The organism is Burkholderia arboris (assembly GCF_038723655.1).
GTDB classification, from domain to species: Bacteria; Pseudomonadota; Gammaproteobacteria; order Burkholderiales; family Burkholderiaceae; genus Burkholderia; species Burkholderia arboris.
Genome location: NZ_CP109823.1, coordinates 1,248,830 through 1,273,081 on the forward strand (window position 1 = coordinate 1,248,830; position 24,252 = coordinate 1,273,081).

Annotated in this window: 22 protein-coding genes; 6 read left to right on the plus strand and 16 right to left on the minus strand. The window is 69.2% G+C overall.

Annotated features, from left to right (window positions below):
* Positions 1 to 6 precede the first annotated feature (6 nt).
* Both OHZ10_RS38170 and OHZ10_RS38175 read right to left on the minus strand, forming a co-directional pair.
* The gene (locus OHZ10_RS38170; protein WP_174992305.1) at positions 7 to 996 is read right to left on the minus strand and encodes an AraC family transcriptional regulator; all 990 of its coding nucleotides are present in this window, start codon (positions 994 to 996) and stop codon (positions 7 to 9) included.
* Entirely contained in the window at positions 993 to 2,051 is a 1,059-nt protein-coding gene (locus OHZ10_RS38175; RefSeq protein WP_196486679.1) for an NAD-dependent epimerase/dehydratase family protein, read from the minus strand. The genes OHZ10_RS38170 and OHZ10_RS38175 overlap by 4 nt, the downstream gene beginning before the upstream one ends.
* A 443-nt stretch (positions 2,052 to 2,494) precedes the next feature.
* Here OHZ10_RS38175 and OHZ10_RS38180 point away from each other — a divergent pair, with 443 nt between their 5' ends.
* The gene (locus tag OHZ10_RS38180) at positions 2,495 to 2,746 is read left to right on the plus strand and encodes a hypothetical protein (RefSeq protein ID WP_059241301.1); all 252 of its coding nucleotides are present in this window, start codon (positions 2,495 to 2,497) and stop codon (positions 2,744 to 2,746) included.
* A 69-nt stretch (positions 2,747 to 2,815) separates the two neighbouring features.
* On the opposite strand, the gene OHZ10_RS38185 is transcribed toward OHZ10_RS38180, so the two are convergent.
* Positions 2,816 to 3,928 (minus strand): histidinol-phosphate transaminase, encoded by a 1,113-nt coding sequence (locus tag OHZ10_RS38185; protein WP_059241302.1) that lies wholly within the window; start codon positions 3,926 to 3,928, stop codon positions 2,816 to 2,818.
* 17 nt (positions 3,929 to 3,945) lie between these two features.
* On the minus strand, positions 3,946 to 4,350 hold the full coding sequence (locus OHZ10_RS38190) for a hypothetical protein (RefSeq protein ID WP_342706251.1): 405 nt from the start codon (positions 4,348 to 4,350) through the stop codon (positions 3,946 to 3,948).
* Here OHZ10_RS38190 and OHZ10_RS38195 point away from each other — a divergent pair, their 5' ends adjacent.
* Positions 4,351 to 5,436, plus strand: a complete 1,086-nt coding sequence (locus tag OHZ10_RS38195; protein ID WP_340625885.1) for a helix-turn-helix transcriptional regulator — start codon at positions 4,351 to 4,353, stop codon at positions 5,434 to 5,436.
* A 70-nt stretch (positions 5,437 to 5,506) separates the two neighbouring features.
* Here OHZ10_RS38195 and OHZ10_RS38200 read toward each other — a convergent pair whose 3' ends face one another.
* Entirely contained in the window at positions 5,507 to 7,657 is a 2,151-nt protein-coding gene (locus OHZ10_RS38200; protein ID WP_342706252.1) for a glycoside hydrolase family 28 protein, read from the minus strand.
* 577 nt (positions 7,658 to 8,234) lie between these two features.
* On the opposite strand from OHZ10_RS38200, the gene OHZ10_RS38205 reads away from it, so the two are divergent.
* From OHZ10_RS38205 to OHZ10_RS38220, 4 genes are all read left to right on the plus strand, one after another.
* A complete protein-coding gene (locus OHZ10_RS38205) occupies positions 8,235 to 9,221 on the plus strand; it encodes a TRAP transporter substrate-binding protein (RefSeq protein ID WP_059241304.1) in 987 nt (328 codons plus the stop codon).
* Positions 9,218 to 9,790 (plus strand): TRAP transporter small permease, encoded by a 573-nt coding sequence (locus tag OHZ10_RS38210; RefSeq protein ID WP_059241305.1) that lies wholly within the window; start codon positions 9,218 to 9,220, stop codon positions 9,788 to 9,790. The genes OHZ10_RS38205 and OHZ10_RS38210 overlap by 4 nt, the downstream gene beginning before the upstream one ends.
* Positions 9,791 to 9,794: 4 nt before the next feature.
* Positions 9,795 to 11,147 (plus strand): TRAP transporter large permease, encoded by a 1,353-nt coding sequence (locus tag OHZ10_RS38215; protein ID WP_059241306.1) that lies wholly within the window; start codon positions 9,795 to 9,797, stop codon positions 11,145 to 11,147.
* A gap of 92 nt (positions 11,148 to 11,239) precedes the next feature.
* Positions 11,240 to 12,331, plus strand: a complete 1,092-nt coding sequence (locus OHZ10_RS38220) for a lactonase family protein (protein WP_256087735.1) — start codon at positions 11,240 to 11,242, stop codon at positions 12,329 to 12,331.
* A 22-nt stretch (positions 12,332 to 12,353) separates the two neighbouring features.
* Here OHZ10_RS38220 and OHZ10_RS38225 read toward each other — a convergent pair whose 3' ends face one another.
* Genes OHZ10_RS38225 through OHZ10_RS38275 form a run of 11 tightly spaced genes read right to left on the minus strand, consistent with a single transcriptional unit; the run spans position 12,354 to position 24,248 of the window.
* Positions 12,354 to 12,596: a hypothetical protein gene (locus OHZ10_RS38225; RefSeq protein ID WP_059241308.1), complete on the minus strand. Its 243-nt coding sequence runs from the start codon at positions 12,594 to 12,596 to the stop codon at positions 12,354 to 12,356.
* A 33-nt stretch (positions 12,597 to 12,629) separates the two neighbouring features.
* The gene (locus tag OHZ10_RS38230) at positions 12,630 to 14,039 is read right to left on the minus strand and encodes an FAD-binding oxidoreductase (protein ID WP_342706253.1); all 1,410 of its coding nucleotides are present in this window, start codon (positions 14,037 to 14,039) and stop codon (positions 12,630 to 12,632) included.
* Positions 14,040 to 14,041: 2 nt separating this feature from the next.
* Positions 14,042 to 14,584 (minus strand): hypothetical protein, encoded by a 543-nt coding sequence (locus tag OHZ10_RS38235; protein ID WP_059241310.1) that lies wholly within the window; start codon positions 14,582 to 14,584, stop codon positions 14,042 to 14,044.
* Positions 14,585 to 14,621: 37 nt separating this feature from the next.
* Positions 14,622 to 15,701: an ABC transporter permease gene (locus tag OHZ10_RS38240; protein ID WP_342706254.1), complete on the minus strand. Its 1,080-nt coding sequence runs from the start codon at positions 15,699 to 15,701 to the stop codon at positions 14,622 to 14,624.
* Positions 15,694 to 16,707 carry an ATP-binding cassette domain-containing protein gene (locus tag OHZ10_RS38245; protein WP_342706255.1) on the minus strand — a complete coding sequence of 338 codons (1,014 nt, stop codon included), beginning with the start codon at positions 16,705 to 16,707 and terminating at the stop codon, positions 15,694 to 15,696. Before OHZ10_RS38245 ends, OHZ10_RS38240 begins: the two co-directional genes overlap by 8 nt.
* Before the next feature lie 11 nt (positions 16,708 to 16,718).
* Positions 16,719 to 17,792 carry a TauD/TfdA family dioxygenase gene (locus OHZ10_RS38250; RefSeq protein WP_174992314.1) on the minus strand — a complete coding sequence of 358 codons (1,074 nt, stop codon included), beginning with the start codon at positions 17,790 to 17,792 and terminating at the stop codon, positions 16,719 to 16,721.
* 3 nt (positions 17,793 to 17,795) lie between these two features.
* On the minus strand, positions 17,796 to 18,458 hold the full coding sequence (locus OHZ10_RS38255) for a class I SAM-dependent methyltransferase (protein ID WP_174992315.1): 663 nt from the start codon (positions 18,456 to 18,458) through the stop codon (positions 17,796 to 17,798).
* Between the two features lie 28 nt (positions 18,459 to 18,486).
* Positions 18,487 to 19,734, minus strand: coding sequence for a citrate/2-methylcitrate synthase (locus tag OHZ10_RS38260; protein ID WP_256087739.1), 1,248 nt, complete (start codon positions 19,732 to 19,734; stop codon positions 18,487 to 18,489).
* Position 19,735: 1 nt separating this feature from the next.
* The gene (locus OHZ10_RS38265; RefSeq protein WP_340625891.1) at positions 19,736 to 21,583 is read right to left on the minus strand and encodes an acyl-CoA dehydrogenase; all 1,848 of its coding nucleotides are present in this window, start codon (positions 21,581 to 21,583) and stop codon (positions 19,736 to 19,738) included.
* The gene (locus OHZ10_RS38270) at positions 21,583 to 22,674 is read right to left on the minus strand and encodes a hypothetical protein (protein ID WP_256087741.1); all 1,092 of its coding nucleotides are present in this window, start codon (positions 22,672 to 22,674) and stop codon (positions 21,583 to 21,585) included. Before OHZ10_RS38270 ends, OHZ10_RS38265 begins: the two co-directional genes overlap by 1 nt.
* Positions 22,671 to 24,248 carry an acyl-CoA ligase (AMP-forming), exosortase A system-associated gene (locus OHZ10_RS38275; protein ID WP_059241318.1) on the minus strand — a complete coding sequence of 526 codons (1,578 nt, stop codon included), beginning with the start codon at positions 24,246 to 24,248 and terminating at the stop codon, positions 22,671 to 22,673. Before OHZ10_RS38275 ends, OHZ10_RS38270 begins: the two co-directional genes overlap by 4 nt.
* Positions 24,249 to 24,252 lie beyond the last annotated feature (4 nt).

A 24,252-nucleotide genomic window follows, 5' to 3' on the forward strand; every position in this document is an offset into this window, starting at 1 on the left:
CGTCGATCAGCGTACCGGTCGCGAGCGCGCGGCTTCGGGTGTCATCCCGGTCCATTCGTTGAACGCGCGGAAGAACGAGTTCGGATCCTGATAGCCGAGCAGGAACGCGATCTGGCTGCAGGGCAGGTCCGAGCGATCGAGGTAATGCCATGCGAGCTTCTCGCGGACTTCCGCCAGGAGCGTCTTGAAGTTCGCGCCTTCGTCGCCGAGCCGACGTTGCAGCGTGCGCTTGCTGATGGCCAGCGTGTGCGCCACGCCGTCCACGGTGGCGAGGCCGCCCGGGATCAGTTCGAGCAGCGCCGCGCGCACGCGTTCGACGGTGCCGGCCTCGGCCGACAGCACGTCGAGGCGGCGGCGCAGGTCGGGTTCGAAGATCTGCCACATCGCGTGGTTTGCCGTCACGAACGGGCGCCGTGCATCCTGCAGCGCGAAGCTCACGGAGGGCGCGTCGCCGTATCGCGGCGTCACGCCGAAAAACCGCGCATAGCCGGGATGCGGCGCGAGGCCGCGCGGCAGCGTGACGGCGCGGGCCGGCAGGTCGGTCCGGGTTGCGAGCCGCGCCAGCTTCACGAAGAAGCCGAGTTCGGCCGCGAGCAGCATGCCGGGAGGCGGCACCTCGCGTTCCAGGAAGTCGATCGCGAGCACGAGCAGATCGGCCTCGCGCGTCACGCGCAAGCGGATCGGGCCGATCAGCGGCTTGAACTGGCTGATGCGCCGGATGGCGATTTCCAGGTTCGGGCTGCACAACGCGGCGAACAGCGGCGGATCGAAGGTCTCGACCGAGACCCGATCGAGGATGCGCAGCGCGACGGCCGGCGTGTCGGCCATCTCCTCCATCGCGAGCCACATGCGGAAGAACTCGCGGGTCGTCAGCCCGCCTTCCGGCCGCGTGAACAGATCGGCGGGCAACTGCGCGCGCCGCAGCAGTTCGTCGACGCGCAGGCCGAGGTCGACCATCACGACCTGCCAGCCCGGCGATACCGCGAAGCGGTTCATCGCCGCAGTTGCCCGGTTTCGACGAGTTGCTGGAAGAAGTCGTTCATCGATTCGGCGAGCGGGCGATAGCGGATCCCGAGTTCGTTGCGGCTGCGGCTGTTGTCGCCACGCCAGGGCAGCCCGACGTTGAGCGCGATCATGCGGCGCGTCACGCTCTTGTTCGCGAGCGGGCCGACCAGCCACACCAGCCATTTCGGCAGGATGCGCCGCGGAATCGGATAGTCGGCGCCATACCGTTCGAGCAGCGTGGCCGCCATCGCCGGCAGGCTCGTATCGTGCCCCGACACGATGTAGCGGCCGTTCGCGTCGGGCAGGAACGCGGCGCGCAGGTGAGCGTCGGCCACGTCGCGGACATCGACCGCGCCCATGCCGAGATCGGGCACGCCCGTTTTCATCGTGCCGTTGCCCATCTGCCGCACGATCTCGAAGCTTTCCGACGTCGCGTACGGATTGATGCCGGGCCCGATCACGAGCGACGGATTGACGGTCACGAGATCCCAGCGCTGCTGTCCGCCGGCGAATGTCCACGCCTCGCGCTCGGCAACGGTTTTCGAATACGAATAGGGCTGGTGGGTCAGCGACGAGCTGGTATTCCAGATCGCTTCGGTGAACACACCGTTCGGCGTCGCGGCGAGATCGGCGTTGTCGCCGTAGATCGCCGCGCAGCTGCTGGTCAGCACGACGCGCCGTACCGACGGCGTGCGGTTGACCGTTTCGAGCACGTTGCGCGTGCCGAGCAGCGCGGGATCGACGAGTTCCTTCTGCGGATCGCGGACGGTGACCGTGAACGGCGATGCCGTGTGGAACACGGTCCCGCAACCCGCCATCGCTTCCGCGTACGACCCGGGTTCGAGCAGGTCGGCACGGAAATAGCGGATCGTGCCGGGCTTGCCGGCCGCGATGCGCTGGAGATGTTTCAGCTTGTCCGGGCTGTCGGGATCGCGGACGGCCGCATGGACCGTCACGCCGGCCTCGAGCAGCCGCTGCACGAGCCAGCCCGCAACGTACCCGGTTGCGCCGGTCACCATGACAGGGAGGTCGGTATCGATATTCATGAGCGGGATTCCGTGGCGGAAGGGATGCGCCATGATGACGCCTTTCGCGCGCCACTTCACTCGCAAAGCGTGCCAATCGACATGCAATGGGCGACAGGCATCGCGATGCCCGACACCCATTTGTCAGACGTGAAGGCGCGCACTTCCTGTCATGTCCGGTAACCACGGCGCGCCCGATATCGTCCGACATCCCCACTTTTGGGGATGCCGTCGCCTGACGGCGCGCCTACGATTGACGACAGGGCATCGGGGACCGGATCCCACCAGAACAAGCGGACAGGCCTGTCGTTGCGTATCGATCGCTGCGAACGTCCGCGCAGTCGGCTGACACAACCGTCGCGTACGCTGATGTGCAACGTGTGCGGTGCGTCGCCGGCATCGCGGCACGGTGGCGCGTTGATGACGGAAGGCCTGATGTCGCATTTCGGGGAATTTCAATCAATATGCTGGCACGAGACTATGTGGAACGAGAGCTCTCTCACATTCAGAGAATGGTCGCTCTTCTGGACAGCGAGACGGTCGCTGACGACGTATCGATGTCGGGCGCGGGGCGCGTCAGACATCCGAGCTACTGGCGCGGGCGTATCGAGGAGCTGCTGTCGGCACCCGATATGCCGCGTCACGTGAGAAAGCTCTGCGAAGCGGTGCTCGTGAAGATCGACGCGATGGAGTCGCGATTCGCGACGATGAAGTAAGTGCATCGTCGGATGGCGGGGCGAAATGCGTTACATCGCGTCGTCGCGGGTGTCAGTCCGAGCCGTTGCTTACTCGAGCGCCATCACGTCAAGCAGGGCCGCGCGAAACGCGGCCATTTCCGCGGCGGTGCCGATGGACGCGCGCAGGTATGCCGGCGGGCCCGACTCGCGAATCAGCACACCGTGGCTCAGGAGTCCGCGCCAGATCCGGTGGCGATCCGCAAACTTGCCGAACATCACGAAGTTGGCGTCGGAATCGGCCACCGCGAGGCCCAGCCCGCGAAGCCAGCCGACCGTGGCGTCGCGCTCGGCCTTGATCGCCTCCACTTGCGACAGCATCTCGTCGCGCGCGACCAGCGCCGCGCAAGCCGCGGCCTGCGTAAAGGCCGACAGGTGATAGGGCAGCCGGACCAGCTTCAGCGCGTCCACGATTGCCGGCGCGCACGCGCAATAGCCGACGCGGCCGCCGGCGAACTTGAACGCCTTGCTCAACGTGCGGGAGACGATCAGCCGCGGGTAGTCGGGCAGCAGCGCGACCGCGCTGCGTACGCCGCGACGCCGGAACTCCGCATAGGCTTCGTCGACGACGACCACGCCCGGCGCGACGTCGAGTATCGCGCGAAGGGTGTCGAGCGGCAGCGCGGTCCCGGTCGGATTGTTCGGCGACGTCAGCAGGATCACGCTCGGCCGATGCGTGCGGATGCTGTCGAGCGCCTGATCCAGGTCCAGCGCGAAATCTTCGGTACGCGGCAGCGCATGCAGGTGCGTGAAGGTCGTCCGGCAGTATTCGTCATACATCGGATACGCGGGCGTAAAGGCCAGCGCCGATCGCCCCGGGCCGCCGAATGCCTGCAGGATCTGCTGGATCACCTCATTCGAGCCGTTGGCCGCCCACACGTTCGACGCGTCTACGCCCACGCCGCTGTCGTGCGACAGGTAGTCGGCCAGATGCGAGCGCAGCGCGGCAAAGTCGCGATCGGGGTAGCGGTTCGCGTGGCGCGCCGCGTCGGCGACCGCGATCGCGATGCGTTCGACGAGTGCCGGCGACGGCGGATAGGGGTTCTCGTTGACGTTCAGGCAGACCGGCACATCGAGCTGCGGCGCCCCGTACGCGTGCTGCATCCGGAGATCCTCCCGCAGCGGCAGATCCGACAGGGAGACTTCTTTCCAGGGGTGTTGCATTGAAAACGCTCCATACGTTATCGGTTGATCGGCACAGCAGGTTGTGACGGCGCAAAAAACAAAAAAGGCGCCGGAGGCGCCTTGGTTGTCGTCCTGATCGGGAACGTGCCCGATGCAATGTCTAGATGCGAAACGAACCACGGCGCAATGGAGGGCGGCCGTGATGATGGTGCTGCGAGGTCGTGATGTTCCGGATCGTCATGCGCTGCATCATGGCATACCCCGGCGGCGATGAAAAGCCGGCTCTCGTCCGCACCAACAGCGCCGGTGTATCGAAAGCGGCCATTACGTCTGACAAAAGACGGTAACAAACGTGGTATTTCGTTCAAACCTGCATCGGCCATTTGAACAACGAGACCGATTGAGTAAGATGCCCGAACGACGTTCGACAAAAACGCACGGCGCGGGGTGGCCAGATGCATATGAACGGGTTGATTCCATCGGCATGGATCGATGACATCTACGCTGCGGCACTGGGCGATCAACGATGGGAAACGGTGCTGGACGGGTTGCGTTCGTCGGTCGGCGTGCGCATGGCCACGCTGCTGTCGTTCGACGAGGCGGCGAGGGTGCCGGCGATCGAGCAGGCAGCCGGCGACGATGCGTCGTGGGTCGCCGCGTGTCACCACAGCTACAACACCGAGTTCTACCTGTACGACCCGGTCGTGCCGATTGCTGGCGACTGGCCGGTGGGGCGCTGGTTCGAGGACGTCAAGCACCTGCCCGCGCAGCAGCGCGCGCACAGCGTGTTCTATCGGGAATTCCTGCATCCCTTCGGGCTCGGCAGCATCTCGGGCCTGTACATTCATCGCGGCGAGGGCGCCAGCGCGTTCCTCAGCGTCCAGAGCGGCCCCGAATCGGAAGGGCTTTCCGACGATCAGCGCCGCACCATCGAGATCATGGGCGCGCACATCCGCCGTGCGCTGCAGATCCAGGCGCGCATCGGCGAACTCGAGGCGCGTGTGGCCGCCGCGGAATCGGCGCTCGATGCGATTCCGGTGCCGGTGTTCCTGCTCGGCGCGCAGCGCGAACTGCGCTACACGAACCGGGCGGCCGCTCAGCTGATCGCCGCCGAACCGGCGCTGCGGGTCGTGAACGGGCGTTTTGCGCCGGAAGGCTGCATCGACGACGCGCAATGGCGGCACGCGTTCGCGCGCGGCGGGCTATTGCTGCGGCGGGCGACGGGCGAACCGTTGCCGCTTGCGCTGATCCCCGTTCCCGAACAGTCTCGCCTCGCGCGCGAACGGCCCGGTGTGGCTGCGCTGATGACGGCCGCCGACCTGCGCTCGCCGGCGGCGCGCGCGCAGCGCTTGCGCGTGTTCTACGGGCTGTCGTCGGCGGAAGCCGATCTCGCCGTGCTGCTCTGCTGCGACGGGCGGTCGCCGCAGGAATGCGCGGCGTTGCGCGGCGTGTCGATCGGCACCGTCCGCGCGCAGATCAAGTCGATCTATGCGAAGACGGACGTGGCGCGCGCGGCGCAACTGACGTCGCTGGTCATGCAGACCTGAGCGTGCCGCACGCGCGGGCGCGGCGGGTTCCCCGCGCCGGCGCGGGAAACCCGATCGCGCTGGCCGGGTGTTACAGCGCCGGCGCCCACGTCGACCCGAACGGGTTCGACTGGTCGATGCCCGGGAAGTCGACGAACGCCTTGCTGCAGTCGAGCACGCTGGCCGGGTCGATCGTGTGGGCCGCCGTGCCGTTGACGACGACCCGGTTCGCGGTCGACGCGAACACCGGCAGGTTCACGTTGCGCAGCGTGAGGTTCGCGTCGGACGCGATCGTCGAGATGCCGTCGGGCGTGTCGGCCACCACGTCGCTCAGCGACATCACGAGCGGGAAGGCCGGCTCGCCGTAGCCGCCGGTGTTCGCTTCGAACCCCTGCAACTTCACGCCGGCCGTGCCCTCGATCACGACGTTCGCGAGCGAGATGTCGTGGAAATTCGGGTACAGCGGCCCGCTCGCGGGTACGGCCTTCGTGCTGTAGTACGGCGTGAACAGCAGCGCGTTCTTCGCATCGCGGATGCAGATGTTCGAATAGCGGATGTTGCTTACTTCGCCGCCGCGCGCATAGTCGGACTTGATGCGCAGCCCTTCTTCCGAATCCTTGAACGCATTGTCGTACACCTGAACGTTCGTCACGCCGCCGTTGGTCTCGCTGCCGATCGAGATGCCGTGCCCCCAGTAGATGTGGTTGTGCGCGATCACGACACCCCATTTGCGATCGGCGCGCACGTCGCGATTGCCGTCGATACCGAACAGCCCCGAACCGGCGGGCGCCGGGTTGTTGCTGCCCTTGAGCGCGATGTCGTCGTCGCCGGTGCTCACGTAGTTGTACGCGAACACGAAGTTCTTCAGGTAGCCGTCGAACGAGATCGCGGCGGCGGACGTCGTCGTGCTGCCGGTCGACAGCGCCGCCGACGCCGGCTTCGACGCGGAGCCCGGGTCGAACGCATCGGTGTTCTTCACGTTGTCCGCGTTGAACGTCTGCCCGTTGTACAGCGGGTTGCCGTTGCCGGCCGGGTTCGCGAACGCCGCGAGCGTCGGCGTCTGCACCTTCACGTTCCAGATCGTCAGCCCGTCGACGCCGCTCGGCACCACGTGGAAATTCGGGCTGTTGTTCAGCGTGATGCGATACAGCGTGAGGTTCTTCGCGTAGTTGAACACCATCAGCCGGAAATTCGACTGCGAGCCGAAGCCGGTCGTGCCGTTCTGCACCATGTTGCCGAGATACGCGAGATCCCACCACGTCATGTTGCGCACCGTCGACTTCGAGTCGACGACGGTGCCGCCGTCGTCGCATGCGGTGCCGTCGGGCGCCACAGTGCCGCCCTTGTATGCCGCGTAGGTGTTCGAGCAGGTCAGGTCGACCTTCATCAGCGGGTATTTCGCATCGGACGTGACAAGCTCCGCGTAGCCGCGCCCGTCGATGCGGCCATCGCCGACCACTGCCGCGTTCACGAGATTGGTGCCGGTGATCAGCGCGGCGCAGTTCGACGAACTGCCGGCCTTCGTCGCGCTGACGGCGGTATTGCCGCAGTACGGGCCGGCGGCGTTCGGCGAATACGCCTTCACGTCGCGCGACGCATACAGCGTCACGCCCTTGTCGATCCACAACGTGACGCCGGACGGCAGCGTCAGCGGCCCGCTGATGAAGCCGTTGCCGGGCCCCGCGTGGTTGACGACGAGGCGCACCGCGAACTTGCTGGCGCGGTACTTCGGCTTCGCGAGTTCCTCGCCGGACGCGCCGGCGATGTTTGCGTTCGGGACGGCCGCCGCCTTCTGCGCGGCGGTGGCCGCGACGTCCGCCGCCGCGATCGTCGCGCCGACCTCGGCGTCCACCGCCGCGCCGCATGCGTCGAGCGCAGCCTGGATGCGCGCCTGGTCGGGGTTGGCCGTCGCGGCCGCCACGGCCTTGCCGACGCCGGCCGTCGACGGGTCGGCTTCCGGCGGCAGCGAGCCGTCGGGACGGCTCACGAGCGTATTGGCGGCCTCGAGCGTGCCGCAGACCTGCGTGTCGGCCGGCAGCGCGGGCTCGGCCGGCAGGTTCGCGTCGACGGTCGTCGTGCCGACCTGGAACACGCTGGTGGCGGGCGGCGCGGTGGAGGCGCCGCCGCCGGTGCTTGAATCGTCGCCGCCGCACGCGGTGAGCGCTGCGGCTGTCGCGAGCAACGCCGCGAGCAGGCCGAGCGCGCGCGGGCGCCGGTCTGGCCGGCAAAGGGGGGATGTCATGACGAAGATCTCCTGATGAGGCATCGGCTGTGCGCGATGCCGGGTGGGTATCGGGTCGTTCGGCCCGCGCGCGCCGGCTGGCGCGCACGCGCAGCCTGAACGTGCCGCGGGCAAGACTGGAGCGGGCGGCGCGGGCCTCGGCGCGGGTCGCCGGGGCCGGTGCCACGAGTGCGATCGCGGGCGCGCGATGCGGGGCCGGCGCGTGCTCGTGGCGACGCGCGGGGGTATCCGTGTTGTGGTCAGTCATCCTATAACGACGGCAAGCGAAGCGAAAGATTGCTTTTCGGCGTCGGGAAACAGCGACACGGGCGCCCGATTCAAATGCGGACCCATTTCCGGAAAACGTTTCGCAATAATTCCCCGAAACGGAGAAGGCGATTCCCCGAAATTCGCCGTCAACCCGTTATGGCAGCGGCCGTAGGGGTATGCACCAAGTGAGTTAAACGATTAACCGACGTACATTCGCTCAACACGTCATACGACGTATGACTCTGCGATTCAGGAAAGCGCCTCGCCGACGCACGCGCCAGCCGACGGATCGCCGCACAACAACGATCGACCATCAAGGAGACTCACCATGAAGCACCGATTCACCGGCTCCCGTACCGTCCTGGCCGTCGCGCTGATGGCCGGCTTTGCGATGTCCGCGCAGGCGCGCGTGTTCCGCTCGGCGGACGTGCACGGCGACAATTTCCCGACCAACATGGCCGTGAAGTTCATGGGCGACGAACTGTCGAAGCAGACGGGCGGCAAGGATTCGATCAAGGTGTTCGGCAACAGCGCACTCGGCTCCGAGAAGGACACCGTCGACCAGGTGCGGATTGGCGCGATCGACATGGCGCGCGTGAACGGCGCGTCGTTCAACGAGATCGTGCCGGAATCGCTGATCCCGTCGTTCCCGTTCCTGTTCCGCGACGTCGACCATTTCCGCAAGGCGATGTACGGCCCGGCCGGCCAGAAGATTCTCGATGCGTTCACCGCGAAGGGAATGATCGCGCTGACGTTCTACGAGAGCGGCGCGCGCTCGATCTACGCGAAGCGCCCGGTGCGTTCGCCGGCCGACATGAAGGGGCTGAAGGTGCGCGTGCAACCGTCCGACCTGATGGTCGACGAGATCAAGGCGATGGGCGGCACGCCGACGCCGATGCCGTTCGCCGAGGTGTACACGGGCCTGAAGACGGGCCTCGTCGACGCGGCGGAAAACAACATGCCGTCGTACGAGGAAACCAAGCATTACGAAGTGGCGCCCGACTACTCGGAGACGCAGCACGCGATGACGCCGGAAGTGCTGGTGTTCTCGAAGAAGATCTGGGACACGCTGTCACCGCAGGAGCAGGCGGCCATCAAGAAGGCGGCGGCCGATTCGGTGCCGTACTACCAGAAGCTGTGGACCGCGCGCGAGGCGTCCGCGCAGCAGACGGTGACGAAGGGCGGCGCGAAGGTCCTGCCGGCCGCGCAGATCGACCGCGCAGCGTTCGTGAAGGCGATGCAGCCGCTGTGGACGAAGTATGAAAAGACGCCGCAGATGAAGCAGATCGTCGACGAGATCGAGGCCACCAAGTGACGCGTCGCACTTCCCTGAACGGCGCGGCGGCCGCGGGCTCGCCGTCCGCCGCCCCGGACAGTGCGGTGCCGGCGCGGCCGCACGGCGCGCCGCTCCTGCGCTGCGTGAACGACGTGGTGTTTCGCGTGCTCGCCGTGATCGCGTCGGCGTGTCTCGCGGTGCTCACGGTGCTGGTGTTCTACGCGGTCGTGATGCGCTACGTATTCGAGAACGCGCCGGATTTCGTCGAACCGATCGCGCTGTTGCTCGTGATCGTGATCGCGATGTTCGGCGCGGCGATGAAGGTGCGCGACGGCGGCCACATCGGCCTCGATTCGCTCGTGCGCCGGCTGCCGCCGAACGGTCGCGCCGTGGTCGTCGCGATTCAGCACCTGAGCCTGATCGTGTTCGCGATCATGATCATGGTCGGTTGCGGCAGCATGGCCGCCGAGACGATGGGCGACCGCATCCCGATCATCGGGCTGCCCGAAGGCGTGCGCTACCTGATCGCGATGCCCGCGGCGATCGCCATCATCCTCTTCTCGCTCGAGCACCTGCTCGCGCTTCGTCGTTCTTCGTCGGGACAATAACGCCATGGAACTCGCGATCCTGTCCGTCAGTTTTCTGATTTTTCTGGTACTCGGCGTGCCCGTGTCGTTCGCGCTCGGGATAGCCTGCGTGTTGACCTACATGGTCGAAGGCCTGCCGATCGCGACCGCGATGCAGGCGATGATCTCGGGGATGAACGCGTTCTCGTTCCTCGCGGTGCCGTTCTTCATCTTCTCCGGCGAACTGATGCTGCACGGCGGCATCGCGGACCGGATCCTGCGCTTCGCGCAGGCGACCGTCGGCCACTTCCGCGGCGGCCTCGGGATGGCGAACGTCGTCGCGTGCACGCTGTTCGGCGGCGTATCGGGCTCGCCGACCGCCGATACGTCGGCAATGGGCGGCGTGGTGATTCCGCTGATGAAGCGCGAAGGCTACAGCGCCGCGTACGCGGTCAACGTGACGACGCATGCGTCGCTCGCCGGCGCGCTGATGCCGACGTCGACCAACATGATCATCTACGCGTTCGCCGCGCAGGGCATCACCGGGATGCTGCACGGCCAGCCGGTGAGCGGCGTGTCGATCGGCGACCTGCTGTTCTCGGGGCTGCTGCCGGTGTTGTGGGTGATGGGCTTCGTGCTCGCCGCCGCGTACTGGCAGGCCGTGCGTCACGGTTATCCGCGCCGGGAAGACGGTTCGTCCGCGCTGCCCGCGTTCCCCGGCTGGTATGCGGTGCTGCGCAGCTTCGTCGGCGCGGTGCCCGGGCTGATGGTGATCGCGATCATCCTCGTGTGCGTCGCGAAGGGGATTGCCACGGCGACCGAAGCGGCCGCGATCGCCGTCGTGTACTCACTCGTGCTGACCGCGGTGGTCTACCGGACGCTGACGGCCGAGAAGCTGCGCCGCGCGCTGTCGCATGCGGCGCGCACGACGGGTGTCGTGCTGCTGCTGATCGCGGTGTCCAACATGCTGCGCTTCCAGATGTCGTACCTGGAGATTCCGGATGCGATCGAAGGGCTGCTGAAGCAGTCGACCGCCGCGCCGTGGCTGATGCTGCTGTACATCAACATCATCCAGGTGTTCCTCGGCACGTTCGTCGACATGGCCGCACACATCCTGATCACGACGCCGCTGTTCCTGCCGATCGCGATGGCGTGCGGCGTCGGACCGGTGCAGTTCGGGATCATGCTGCTGCTGAACTGCTCGCTCGGCCTCGTGCACCCGCCGATCGGGTCGGTGCAGTTCGTCGGCTGCGCGATCGGCAACGTATCGATCGGCGAGACGACGAAGATGGCGTGGCCGTACTACCTCGCGATCTTCAGCGCGATCAACATCGTCACGTACCTGCCGTTCTTCTCGACCTGGCTGCCGAGCCTGATCAGCGGGCACGCGGTGTTCTGAGCGCGCGTGTCGCCCGTCGCGGCGCCGGACGACCGAGGTTGTCCGGCGCCGCTGTCGCTTCTGCGGTTCCCTTTCACGTTTCCGGAAGACCCATGAACACGAAGACACTCTGGCGCGCCGTCGCGGCGGCCGCGGTCGGGATGGCCGTCACGCTCTCGCACGCGGCGACGTATGCGTATGTGTCGAACAGCGACAGCCGCGACATCTCGGTGTTCGGCGTCGACATGTCGAACGGCGCGCTGACCGCGATCGAGACCGTGCCGGTCGGCGGCACCGTGATGCCGATGGCGCTGTCGCCCGATCACCATCGCCTCTATGCGGCGCTGCGCTCGACGCCGTATCGTGTCGTGAGCTTCGCGATCAATCCGCTCGACGGGCGGCTGATCGAACTGGGCCGCGCGCCACTCGCGGAGAGCATGGCGTATGTGTCGACCGATGCGTCGGGCCGCTACCTGTTCTCGGCGTCGTATGGCGGCAACCTGCTCGCGGTGAACCGGATCGGGGAGAGCGGTATCGCGGGCGACGTGCAGCAGACGGTGAAGACCGGCCCGATGGCGCACGCGATCCGGCAGTCGCCGGACGGCCGTTATGCGTTCGCGTCGGTGCTCGGCGCCGATGCGTGGCTGCGCTTGCCGTTCGATGCGTCGACCGGGAGGCTGACCGGCGAGGCGACGCCGGCCTACCGGCTACCGGATCAATCGGGGCCGCGCCACTTCGTGTTTTCGTCGAACGGGCGCGTCGCGTACCTGATCGACGAGCTTGACGGCAAGCTGCATGTGCTCGCGCTGTCGCGCGGCGGCGCCGACGCACGGCCGATCCAGACCGTGTCGATCCTGCCGCCGGATTTCCACGGCGACAAGCCGTGGGGCGCCGACCTGCACCTGACGCCGGACGGACGCTTCCTGTACGCGTCGGAGCGCACGTCGAGCACGCTCGCCGCGTATCGGGTCGACGCGAAATCGGGCCAGCTCGCGCGAATCGGCACGTTCGCGACCGAGCAGCAGCCGCGCGGCTTCGCGATCGATCCGTCGGGCCGGTATCTCCTCGCGGCGGGCCAGTTGTCGCCGACGCTTGCCGTGTACCGGATCGAGCGGAACACCGGGCACCTCGCCGCGATCGGCAAGTATCCGGTCGGCAAGGGGGCGAACTGGGTCGAGATCGTCACCTACGACGGGACGAACTGAAAGCCGGCCGCCGAGCGGGCGGTCAGTCCTGTCGCGCGGCCGGCTCGATGTCGCCGTCGACCGACCGCTCGTCGCGCCAGTCCGCCAGCTCGCGCCACAGCGCCGGACGTGCGTGATCGCGCGGCGGCAGCTTGATCACGTACGCTACACCGCGCACGTTCACGACGACACCCGAGTCGGGTAGCGTGGCCGGGATGCCGGACAACGCCGGATCGGCGTCCGGTTCGGAAGCGGGGCCCGGGCCGGGCGGATGTCGAAACATCATGCGAAATTCTCCGTGGCACCGCAAAACGGCGCATCAGTAGCGGACTCGCCCGATCAGACCCAGCGGGTCGACGGCATGCTGAATTGCGGCGGCGAGTTCCCGTTGCGCGGCCGGCACGTGCTTGCGGTAGTAGGCGATATTGACCGGCCCGACGCCGTGTTCCGCGCTGAAGCAGCCGCCGGCGCGCACGACACGGTCGTACAGCGCGCCGCGCAGCGCCACCTGCTGCAGCGGCCCGTAGCGTTCCGCGCTGGCCTGCGGGATCGACACGACGAGATGGCAGCCGCCGTCGCCGAAATGGCCGAACGCATGACAGCGCAGCGACGGGTGGGTGGCGGCGATCCATTGCTCGGCGTCCGCGACGAATCCGGCCACCGCACCGCGCGGAAACGACACGTCGAACGACAGCGGGATACCGTCCTGCGCCACCGCGGCCGGCAGTGCGTCGCGGATGCGCCAGAATCGTTCGGCCGGCGCGCACGCCGCGTCGAGCACCCTCCGTTCGCCCGCGAGTGCGTCGAGTGCCGCGACGGTCCGTTCCTCGAGCAGTGCATCGATCCCCGGCATGCCGGTCGCGATTTCGACGAGTGCGTAGCACGCGGCATCGTTCGCCCCGAACGGAATCCGCCACGCCGGAAACGCGGCGGCGACACAGCGGACCGCCGCCGCCGACATGAATTCGAACGCCGACAGCATCTCGCCGAACGCATGCTCGAACGCGAGCAGTCCGGCGAGCGCCGCATCGTACGACGCGAACGCGACGAACGCCGCGCACGACGACCGTTCGAGCGGCGCGAGCGCAAACGACACGGCCGTGACGAGCCCGTTCGCGCCGTTTGCGCCGATGAAGCACTGCGTGACGTCGAAGCCCGCGTTGCGCTTGCGCAGCGGCGCGAGCGTGTCGATCACGGTGCCGGCTTCATCGGCCAGCACGGCTTCGACGCCGAGCACGTGGCGGCGCACGTCGCCGTACTTGATCAGGCGGCTGCCGCCGGCGTTCGCGCCGACGAGGCCGCCGGCTGCCGGATCGCTGCCGAGATCGATCGGCACGCAGAGCCCGGCTTCGCCCGCCATGCGGTTGATGTCGGACAGCCGCACGCCGGCTTCGACCGTGATGCTGCGATTCGCGGGATCGAACGCGCGAACGGCGCGCATCCGGTCGAACGACACCACGCATTGCGTGCCGCTGCGATCGGGCACGGCGGCGCCGACGAGCCCGGTGCGCGCGCCCTGGGCGACGAGCGCGATCCGGTGCGCGACGGCGACGCGTGCGAGCGCGCGCGTGTCGGCGGTCGATGCGGGGCGTGCGACGCCGAGCGGCACGCCGCCGTACCGCGCCACGTCGCTCGCATACGGCTCGCACGACGCGCCTTCGAGCCAGCCGTGGCCGAGTGCCGCGGCGAGCGCGTGCCGCTGCGCGTCGCGTTCGGGCAGCGCGTTCATCGTCAGTTCGCCCGCACCAGCTGTTTGCGCAGCCGGCCACGCACGACGACCAGCGCGATCAGCGGTACGACGCCGCCCCACAGCGGGCTGTGCCGCATCGTGATCGACACCGCGAGCGCGACGACGGTGACGGCGATCAGCACGAGCGACAGCGAACGCGCACGCGCGTGATCGACGAACGTGCCATCGACGAAGCCGCCGTCCGACCACGCGGTGTGCACGATGCCGACCACCAGCACGCAGACGAGCATGGCGGCGGGCCCGAGTTCCTCGCCCCACAGACGGCTACCTGTCGGCGATACCAGCGCAAGCACCGCGCCGATCACGAGGAACAGGTCGACGCCGATCGCGATGCTGTTGCGATCCGCGCGGCGGACCAGCCACGCGCCGTGCACGAGGGCGAGCACGCCGCCGATCAGGAACGCATGCGTCCAGCGCACGTCCGGCTGTCCGGGGCCGAGCCGGCCGTAGAACAGGAACACGATCGCCGGCAGGAAGTTGCTCGCGTGCAGCAGGTAGTCGGTTATGGGATTGCTCGATTTCATCGGTGTCTCTCCTTCGTCGAAACAGCGTGGCGACGCGTCATGCGTCGTGCCAGCGGAACAGCCGCGCGGCGGCGAACAGGAACAGCGCCGTGCACGCGGTCATGCCGAGCAGTTGCGGCGCGAGCTGCGCGTACGGCGCGCCGTCGACCAGCGCGCCGCGCAGCGCGACGGCGAACTGGTTGGTCGGCAGGAACGCGAGCGCGGCTTTCAGCCACGCGGGCGCGTCGTGCATCGGGATCGTCAGGTCGCTGAAGAACAGCAACGGGTAGTAGGTGACGTTGCACGCGAGTTCGGCGGCCGCGAGCGAGCGGGCGCGGCTGGCGAGCAGCACGCCGATGCTCAGCACCATCGCCGCGCCGAGCAGCACGATCGGCAACGCGCGCAGCCCGTCCGGCGTCGCGATCGGCAGCGCGATGCCGAACGCGACGCGCGCGACCGTCAGCAGCACGAGCGCCGACAGCGCCATCATCGCCATCCGCGCGACGATCAGCGCGGCAAGGAACACGCCGCGCGAGACGGGGAAGCACACGTACAGCTTGAACGTGTTGCGCTCGCGCAGCGACGCGATCGCGGTGGTCGTCGAGTTGAGGCCGATCGCCATGAACGCCATCACCAGGATGCCGGTCGCGAAGAACGCGCCATAGTCGAACGGGCGGCGCGCCGGCGCCGCATTCTCGAAGCGCGCCTGTGCGGCCGGCACCCCGAGCTGCTGCGCGGCGCAGCGCGCGAGCGCGATCTCGACGACCCGCGATGCCGCCTTGACCGCGAGCGAGCCGTTGAAGTCGTAGCGGATCGTCGCGGGCGTGCGCTCGTCGGCGCCGAGCACGACAGTCACGCGATCGGCCGGCGCACCGCGGCCGCCGAAGGTCGCCTTCACCGTGTCGCTGTGCGACAGGCTGGCGACGATCTGCGCCTGGCACGCCTGGTTGTACGGCGTTGCGCCGCCGGGCAGGTCGAACGCGATGTCGGCGGTGCCGAGCGAGCCTGATCCGCCGAACGCGAACAGCATCACGCTCAGCAGGAACACCGGGAACACGAGCGTCCAGAACAGCGACGAGCGGCTGCGCAGATAGCCGAGCAGCTCGTTGCGCACGAGAATCAGGAACACTTTAGTCATGGGCCGGGCCCTCGGTGCAGAGGCGCAGCAGGTCGCCCGGCGTGCTCGGCGCGAGCGCGAGATGCTGGATGCCCTGTTCGCCGACGATCCGGTGCACGTTCGGATGCAGCGTCGCATCGCCGAACACCTCGACGACATGCGTGGCCGACACGCGCACGCCGGTGACGCCCGGCAGCGCCGCGAGCCGCTTGCGCAGCGTGCGCGCATCGGCTTCGTCGTGGCAATGCAGGACCGCGCGCGCGTCGCCGACGAGTTCGGCGCGCAGCGTGTCCTTGTCGCCCTGGTAGCGCACGCCGCCGTCGCGCACCCACACGAGATCGTCGACGACGGACAGTTCTTCTTCCGAATGGCAGATCATCGCGACGCTCGTGTCGCGCGCACGGTGGCGCAGCAGGTCGATCACGACGCCCGCATAGCGGCGGTCGAGGCCAGTGAACGGCTCGTCGAGCACGGCCAGCTCGGGCCGGTGCGCGAGCGCGACGTAGAGGTCGATGCGCTGGCGCTGACCCTTCGACAGCGCGCGGCACGGCTTGTCGAGCAGCTCGGCGATGCCGAGCGCATCGGTGATCGCCGCATCCGCGTGCCCGTACATCGCGCGGTGCAGCGCGACGATTTCCGAGATGCGCAGGTGATCGGGATACTCGACCTTCTGCAATTGCGCGCCGATCCGCCGCAACGACCGCGAGTCGCGCATGAAGCGCTCGGCCGGCACGTCGAGCACGCGCACGTCGCTGCCGCCGCGCCGGAAGCCGAGCAGCGTTTCGAGCAGCGTGGTCTTGCCGGAGCCGTTCGGCCCGACGATCGCCGTGACGGCGCCGAGCCGGAACCGCACGTGGCGCGCGGAGAAGCGGAAATCGCCGGCCGCGACGTCGATCGCGCGTGCGCCGAGCGCCGCGCCCGGCGCACGCGCATCGGGCAGCGGCGGTGTGCCCGGGTGCGGCGGCCGGTCGAATGCGGTGTGCGGGCCGAACATCGCGCGCACCGAGGAGAGAAACGAAACGCTCATCGCCTGCGCCCTCAGTCGAACAGCATGACCTGCGTGTCGCGCGCGCCCCGGTACGGGTTGCGGCCGTGCGCGACCAGCATGTTGTCGACGACGAGCACGTCGCCGGCTTGCCACGGGAACGCGCGCTCCTCGTCGTCGAACGCGTCGTAGACCGCGACGAGATCGTCGAACGGCATCGGCGAGCCGTCGCCGTAGCGGATTTCGTACGGGAACGCGGCGCGCGCGCCGTACATGCGCTGCAGGTAGCGGTAGCTGAGCTCGCCCATCGAGCGCGGGTTCGGGTGCTGCGCGCTCGCCTGGTTGAACCACACCGTCTCGCCGGTGCGCGGATGCGCGCGCAGCGCGCTGCCGACGTGCGACACGGTCACGCTGCCGTCGTCGAGCCAGCGGCAGCCGACGCCGCGTTCCGCGCAAAGCCGCTCGACTTCGTCGCGCTCGGGAGTGCCGAATGCGTCGTCCCACGGCCGGTGATACGCGGCGAACGGCAGGTTCGGGTTCGCGGCGAGGCCGTCCGCGCGGTCGCCGGGCGCCGCGAAGTTGCGCAGGTACATCACGCCGCGCGCGGCGAACCGCTCGCGCAGCGCGGCCGGCACGCGCGCGGTCACGCGCCGCATGTCGCAGATCGGCGTTTCGCCGCCGGCGTCGGCCGGCTGCCGGCAGTAGAACGCGACGAGGCGCGGGAACGCGGGCATGTAGGCCATTTCCTGATGCAACCCGATCTTGAAGGGCGGCGGCATGCGGGTCGACTCGTAGACCTGGCCGTCGATCTGCCGGCGCGGCGCGGCGCCCGCCGTGTAGCCGTTCGCGTGTGCCGGATACAGCGCGCCGAGGCGGCCGAACGCGGTGGTGTCGGGCACCGCGAAGCCGCGCCACAGCAGCGCGCCGCACGCGTCGAGCAGCGTGTCGATCGTGTCGAGCCGCGAGCGGTACCACGCGACGAACATCTCCGGCGACGTCGCGAGTTCGGCGCTGCGCGGCGTCACGCACAGCGGCAGCGTCGTGCCGGGTGCGACCGCCGCGCAGTGGACGTCGTCGGCGCCGAGCCGCACGGCAGCGTGCGCGGCGAGGAAGGCGAGATCGGTCATCGCTCAGGCCAGCGCCGGTTTCTTCAGCAGAATCTCGAAGCCGAGCGCACCGAGCCCCGCGCTCGGGCTGTAGATCGACGCGACGTCGGCCAGGCCGGCTTCGGCGACGAGCGCATGCGCTTCGTCGAGCGTGATCTTTTCCTCGACGTGGGTCGGCGGATAGTCGGCGGCCGCGCGCATCGCGGTGAAGCGGTCGAGCAGGTGCTGCGGCGCATCGCGGCGCATGTCGTGCACGAGCGCGATGCCGCCCGGTTCCAGCACGCGATACATCTCGGTCAGGCTGAGCGCCTTGTCGGGCAGGTGGTGCAGCGTCGCGCGGCCGACCGCCATCGTCAGCGTGCCGTCGTCGAACGGCAGTGCGAGCGCGTCGCCCACGCGCATCTCGATCGTGTCGTCCAGATCGAGTTCGCGGATCCGCGGGCGGCCTTCGTCGAGCATCGCCGGATCGAGGTCGATGCCGACGTAGCGCCAGCCGCGCATCGCCGGATCGGTCGCGAGCCGCACCGGCACGACGCCGGTGGCCGTGCCGATGTCGGCGATCGTGCCGGGCGTCATTGCGCGCGCCAGCTGGCGGATGCGGCTGATGAACAGCAGGTCCCACGGTTCGAGCGTTTCGGTGGCGAAGCGATCGTAGTCGTTCGCCGGGCGCAGGTTCTTGAGCAGCATGACGTTCCTTGTGCGAAAGGGTGAGGGTTCACAGCCAGCCGACCGGCACGGCGGCCAGCAGCCGTCGCGCGGTCGCGCTGTTGACGCCGAACGCGGGGCGGCGGCGCCGTTCGACCGCATGCGCGGCCATCGCCGCGATGCGTGCGCCGAGCCCGACGCCGACGCCCCACGACGGCGCGGCGACACCGAGTTCGAGCAGCGTCGCGGCGGTCAGGAAATCGATGTTCGGCCGCAGCGCGCGGCGCGCGTCGGCTTGCGCGCAGCACGCGTCGAACAGCGTCACGTACGCGCCGTCGAAGCCGCGTGCGGCGAACCGGCCGCGTATGTGCGGCGGACGCGGATCGGCGACGAACAGCGGATGGCCGAAGCCGTACAGCGTGTGTTTCGCGTCGAGCGCCGCATCGATCGCCGCGCGTCCGGCCGCGTCGAGCGCGGCGGGCGGCGCACCGGCGCCGGCCGGGACCGATCGCGCGAGCGCGGCGAGCCAGTGCATCGCTTCGAGTGCCGCGCCGACGTGCGACGGGCCGCTCGCGAGGAAGCCGGACGCGATCGCCTGCGTCAGCGTGACGCCGGTGCCGATCGCGACGCGCGGCGCGAGCACGGTCGGCGTGATGTAGCCGAAGCCGGCGTGCCAGGCGACGAGCAGCATGTCCATCGCGGCCAGGGCTGGCGTGTCGTGGCGCGTTGCGCCGGTCAGCACGAGCATGCGCTGCGCTTGCGTCGCGGCGGTATCGAGTGACGCGCTGGCGCCGCCGCCCGTACCGGCATCGGCGGCGAACGGACGGCCTTCGATCGCCGCGTGCAGCAGGAACGGCGCGGCGGCCACACCCAGCAGCATCGTGTCGAGGTCGGCGTCGTCCGGCGCGGGGCCGGGCAGCCGTGCCAGCACGTCGTCGAAGCCGCGCAGCAGGCCCGACGCGGCCGCGAATACCGGTGCGACGCCCGCCGCACCGAGTTCCGCGGCAAGCGACTGTGCGACCGAGCCGGGCGCCAGCGCGTCGGCGAACGCCGCGAGCCGCGCGCCGATCGCCGCTTCGTGCGCACGATGGCCGGCGCTGCCGGGCGCGACGTCGAACCACAGATGCGCCAGTGCGCCTTCGAAGGTCGTTGCGCCGATCAGCGCGTTCAGGTCGAGATCGCGCACGCGCAGTGCTTCGGGTTCGAGCGTCGCGCCGTCGATGTCGGTGCCGCGATGGCGCGTCGCCGGTCGGCCGAGCAGGTTGCGCGGCGCGTCGCCGGTCGCGGCGGCGGTGCCGGAATCGAGTGTCGTGTCCATGTCATTCCGCCGGTGCGAGTTCGTCGCTGCTGACGCTGATCGCCGCATGCGCCATCGCGGCGATCACGGCCGCGTGCTGGTCGACGACGGGCAGCACGTTCGCGAAGTAGTAGCGTGCGCTTTTCAGCTTGCCGCGATAGAACGCGAGTTCGGCCGGCGTATCGGCCGTTTCCGGCGCATCGATCCGGCGCGCGGCGATCGTCGCCGATTCGAGCAGTACCCATGCCGACGTGACGACGCCGAACATCTCGAGAAAGCGCGTGTAGAACTGGCTGCTGCGGTGCGTGTGCCCGTCCTGCACGTCGCGCGCGATGTCGTCGAGCGCGGCGGCGATCCGGTCGGCGCCCGTGCGCAGCGCGTCGAACAGCGGCCGCAGTTCCGCGTGCGTGCCGCCGTGATGCTGGTGCGCGAGGAACGCGTCGAGTTCGTCGCGGTAGTACTGGATCAGCCGCGAATGGCGGCCGAAGCCGAGCTTGTCGCGCACGAGATCCTGCGCCTGGATGTAGTTCGTGCCTTCCCAGATCGACAGGATCTTCACGTCGCGCGCGTTCTGCTCGACGGGGCTCGCATCGGTATAGCCGAGGCCGCCGTGCACCTGGATCGCGGTTTCGCAGATCCGCCACGCCTGGTCGGAGATGAACGCCTTGCAGATCGGCGTCAGCAGCAACTGCAGCTTGCGGTGGCGCTCGATCTCGGCCGGGTCGGCGTCGGGCGTCGCTTCGAGCATCGCGGCCCGCGTCGCGGTCGCCGCGAGCTTGCCGAGCAGGCCGCGGCAGCCATCGACGCGGCTTTTCATGTCGACCAGCATGCGCTGCACATCCGCGTGCTCGACGATCGCGACGCGGGCGGCGTGGGTGTTCGACGCGCGCTCGATCGGCCGGCCCTGCAGCCGACGGCCTGCGTACTCGACCGCATGCAGGTATGCGCTCGATGCGACGCCGACGCCGAACATCCCGGTGCTCATCCGCGCCTGGTTCATCAGCGGCATCAGTTGCAGCAGGCCGACATTGCGCCGGCCGCCGAGCAGCCAGCCCTTGGTCGTGCCGTTCGATCCGAACACGAGGTGCGTGTTCGCGCAGCCCTTGAGCCCCATCTTGCGCGGCAGGCCGATGCAGTCGACATGGTTCGGCTGCAGCTCGCCGGTTTCCTCGTCGGGCCAGAAGCGCGGCACGACGAGGCACGACAGCGAGAATGAATCCGGCGACGCGGTGTCGATGCGGCCGAGCACGAAATACAGCGTGTTCTCGGTCAGCTCATGCATGCCGGCCGAGATGTAGACCTTCTCGCCGTCGATCGCGTAGATGTCGCGTTCGAGCGGCGTTGCGCGCAGCGCGACCGCGGTGAGGTCGGTGCCGGCCTGCGGTTCGGTCGCGCAGAAACACGCGTCCCAGCGGTACGCCTCGAGCGGCGCAATGTGCGCTTTCTGGTGCGGCGTGCCGTGCATCTGCAAGAGCTTGATCGCGGGGCGCGTGAAGCCGCCGTACGTCATGAACGACGGGTTCGCGCCCATGAACATCTCGTAGATCATCTGCGTGACGATCGGCGGCAGCCCGTGCACGGTGCCGAACAGCGTGTTCGACCATTCGTCGCGAAAGCGCGCCCACAGCGCGTGGAAATGCGACGGAATGCGCACCTGGCCGTCGTCGAGCAGCGTGCAGCCTTCGACGTCGGCCTGCTGGTAGCTGCGGCCGAGGTCGAGTGCGAAGTCGCGCGCGCGTTCGAGCAGTGCATCGACCGACGCGCGGTCGTGCGTACCGTACGGCCCGTGCGTCAGGAAGTGCCGGTCGGCCTCGAACAGTTCCCACAGAAAGAAGCGCAGCTCGCGCAGGCTCACCTTGTAGGCGCTCATCATGCGTCTCCTTCGATATCGAGCGCGGCATCGAGGCCGCCGGCCAGGTCGACGACGGCGGCGGCCGCCGCGCCATGCAGTGCCGCGTCCCACACGAGCACCGTGCGACGCTCGCCTTCGTCGAGCGCACCGGCGAGCCGGATCAGTGCGGCGGCCGATTCGGCCGACGACAGGTGACCCGACCCGTCGTGCTGGATCCGCGCGCCGAGCGGGATCGAGGCGGCGTCGGCCACGCGTGCCGCGAAGCCGGGATCGAAGCCGGGCGGCACGCACCAGTCGATCCGGTTCGCGCGCAGGTTCGCCTGATCGAGCGCGCGGCGGATCGCGCGCGCGGCGACCGGCGCGAGCGAGTCGCGCAGCGCAGCGGGCGCGTCGGCCCACGGATCGGCGATCGACGGCCCGAATTCGACCGCGACGGACCGCACGCCGCCCCACACGGCCGGCTCGGGCGCGGGGCCCGCGCGCGACACGAGCAGCGCGGCGGCGGCGTCGCCATAGCCGACCAGATCGCCGAACTGGCGGAAGAACGGGTACAGCCACTTGTCGCTGAGGATCACGAGCGCCTGGTCGCCTTCGTCGAGCAGCCCGTCGAGCAGCATCAGCGCCGAATACCAGCCGAGCGTGCCGTTCTGGCCGAGCGCGAACGGCGTCACGCGCTGCAGCCCGAGTTCGTACTGCATGCGGCCGACGACCGAGTCGCCGATGCCCTCGTTGAGCGCGCAGCTCGCGACGATCACGTGGGTCGTGCGCGCGAGCTGACCGGAGCCGAGCTGGTCGCGCAGGTCGAGCGCCGCATCGGCGGCGAGATCGGCGAGGCTGCGCCCGGGCGGCGCGACCCGCAGCACGGGCCGGCCGCCCGGCGCGAGGCGCGTGCCTTCCTCGGGCGTCAGCGCTCCCGATCCGCGCGGCCGGGCGAAGCGCGCCTGCGGCAGCAGCAGGTGCCGGTAGCCGGGATGGCGCTCCTGCGCCTGGATCGCGCTGAACACGACGGCGGGCGGCAGCACCACGACGCCGCCGGACAAGGCGAGCGTGCCGGGCGCGGCCACGCGGGGCGCGCCGATACGGGCTTCTTCGAGCGTCGACAGGGTCATGCGGCGGTCTCCTCGAGGTTCGGACGCGCGAACGCGTCGCGATACTGCGCTTTCAGTGCCGGCCGGTCGATCTTGCCGTTGGGGTTGCGCGGCAGGGCCGGCAACGGCTCGACGACGAGCGGGCTCATGTAGGTCGGCAGCGCGTCGCGGCAGGCGCGCGCGATGTCGGTGCGGCACGCGCCGGCGTCGAGCGTCGACACGACGCACGCGGCGATCGCTTCGCCGAGCGCCGGGTGCGGGACGCCGAACACGGCGGCCTCGCGGATATGCGGCAGCGCGAACAGCACGTCCTCGACCTCGGTCGGGCTGACGCGATAGCCGGACGTCTTGATCATGTCGTCGCCGCGTGCGACGAAGTACAGGTAGCCGTCCGCGTCGCGCCGCACGATGTCGCCCGACCACACGGCGACGTCCGGGCGCGGAATCTCGCCGTGGCGGCGCGGCAGTGCGCGAAAGCGCTGCGCGGTCAGCTCGGGCCGGTTCCAGTAGCCGAGCGTGACGAACGCGCCGCGATGCACGAGTTCGCCGGGCTCGTCGGCCGCGCATTCGCTGCCGTCCGCGCGCAACACGAGGATGTCGGCGTTCGGCACGGCCTTGCCGATCGACGTCGGGCGCAACGCCGCATCGGCCGGCGCGAGGTAGGTCGAGCGGAACGCCTCGGTCAGCCCGTACATCAGGTACGGCGACGCGTGCGTGAACAGTGCCTGCAGGCGGTGCAGCAGCGGCGTCGCGAGATGGCCGCCGGTGTTCGCGAAGCGGCGGATCCGCGTGCGCGCGGTGTCGCTCCAGCCGGCGGATGCGAGCTGCATCCACAGCGGCGGCACGCCGGTGATCGACGTGACGCCGAACGCGTCGCAATGGCGCGGCACCTCGGCCGGCTGCAGGAAGTCGAGCGGCGTGTAGCACGCGCCGGCCGCCAGCGCGGTCGTGAGCTGGCTCAGGCCCGCGTCGAAGCTGAGCGGCAGCACGCCGAGCACGACGTCGTCGTCCGCGAGCCCCTGGTATGCGGCGACGCTGAATGCGCCCGACACCAGGTTGCGGTGCGATACGACGACACCCTTCGGCTTGCCGGTCGAGCCGGAGGTGTAGAGCAGCGCGGCCGGATCGTCGTCCACCGGCCGGCCGGCGGGGGCCGGCGGCGGTGTGCCGGCATCCGGCGCGTCGATTGCCTCCGCGAGTTCCTCGATCAGCAGCGCGCGTGTGCCGACGAGTGCGGCGAGCGCCGGCAGGCGCTTGAGCCGCTGCGCGCCGGTCATGAACAGCGCGGCGCCGCTGTCGGCGACGATATGTTCGATCTGCGCTTCCTTCAACTGCGGATTGACCGGCACGAAGATCGCGCCGAGCGCGTTGGCCGCGAGCATCGCGACCACCGTCTCGATACGCTTCGGCGCGTAGATGGCGACGCGCTCGCCGGGCTGTACGCCGCGCGCCGCGAGTGCGGCGGCGGCGCGCCGGACCGCGCGCGCGAGCCGGTCGTAGGTCATCGTGCCGCCGCCGTCGGCATACGCGGGGTGATGCGGCCAGCGCTGTGCGCCGTGCTCGAGCAGGTCGGCGACGCTGATCAGTGCGTTCAAGATC

Bases quoted from the DNA above. Each gene is read 5' to 3' on its own strand.
- OHZ10_RS38200 (WP_342706252.1), bottom strand. From the start codon at position 7,657: ATGACATCCCCCCTTTGCCGGCCAGACCGGCGCCCGCGCGCGCTCGGC.
- OHZ10_RS38170 (WP_174992305.1), bottom strand. From the start codon at position 996: ATGAACCGCTTCGCGGTATCGCCGGGCTGGCAGGTCGTGATGGTCGAC.
- OHZ10_RS38265 (WP_340625891.1), bottom strand. From the start codon at position 21,583: ATGAGCGCCTACAAGGTGAGCCTGCGCGAGCTGCGCTTCTTTCTGTGG.
- OHZ10_RS38180 (WP_059241301.1), top strand. From the start codon at position 2,495: ATGCTGGCACGAGACTATGTGGAACGAGAGCTCTCTCACATTCAGAGA.
- OHZ10_RS38185 (WP_059241302.1), bottom strand. From the start codon at position 3,928: ATGCAACACCCCTGGAAAGAAGTCTCCCTGTCGGATCTGCCGCTGCGG.
- OHZ10_RS38245 (WP_342706255.1), bottom strand. From the start codon at position 16,707: ATGAGCGTTTCGTTTCTCTCCTCGGTGCGCGCGATGTTCGGCCCGCAC.
- OHZ10_RS38270 (WP_256087741.1), bottom strand. From the start codon at position 22,674: ATGACCCTGTCGACGCTCGAAGAAGCCCGTATCGGCGCGCCCCGCGTG.
- OHZ10_RS38195 (WP_340625885.1), top strand. From the start codon at position 4,351: ATGAACGGGTTGATTCCATCGGCATGGATCGATGACATCTACGCTGCG.
- OHZ10_RS38250 (WP_174992314.1), bottom strand. From the start codon at position 17,792: ATGACCGATCTCGCCTTCCTCGCCGCGCACGCTGCCGTGCGGCTCGGC.
- OHZ10_RS38260 (WP_256087739.1), bottom strand. From the start codon at position 19,734: ATGGACACGACACTCGATTCCGGCACCGCCGCCGCGACCGGCGACGCG.
- OHZ10_RS38205 (WP_059241304.1), top strand. From the start codon at position 8,235: ATGAAGCACCGATTCACCGGCTCCCGTACCGTCCTGGCCGTCGCGCTG.
- OHZ10_RS38215 (WP_059241306.1), top strand. From the start codon at position 9,795: ATGGAACTCGCGATCCTGTCCGTCAGTTTTCTGATTTTTCTGGTACTC.
- OHZ10_RS38220 (WP_256087735.1), top strand. From the start codon at position 11,240: ATGAACACGAAGACACTCTGGCGCGCCGTCGCGGCGGCCGCGGTCGGG.
- OHZ10_RS38255 (WP_174992315.1), bottom strand. From the start codon at position 18,458: ATGCTGCTCAAGAACCTGCGCCCGGCGAACGACTACGATCGCTTCGCC.
- OHZ10_RS38225 (WP_059241308.1), bottom strand. From the start codon at position 12,596: ATGATGTTTCGACATCCGCCCGGCCCGGGCCCCGCTTCCGAACCGGAC.
- OHZ10_RS38240 (WP_342706254.1), bottom strand. From the start codon at position 15,701: ATGACTAAAGTGTTCCTGATTCTCGTGCGCAACGAGCTGCTCGGCTAT.
- OHZ10_RS38235 (WP_059241310.1), bottom strand. From the start codon at position 14,584: ATGAAATCGAGCAATCCCATAACCGACTACCTGCTGCACGCGAGCAAC.
- OHZ10_RS38230 (WP_342706253.1), bottom strand. From the start codon at position 14,039: ATGAACGCGCTGCCCGAACGCGACGCGCAGCGGCACGCGCTCGCCGCG.
- OHZ10_RS38175 (WP_196486679.1), bottom strand. From the start codon at position 2,051: ATGAATATCGATACCGACCTCCCTGTCATGGTGACCGGCGCAACCGGG.
- OHZ10_RS38190 (WP_342706251.1), bottom strand. From the start codon at position 4,350: ATGCATCTGGCCACCCCGCGCCGTGCGTTTTTGTCGAACGTCGTTCGG.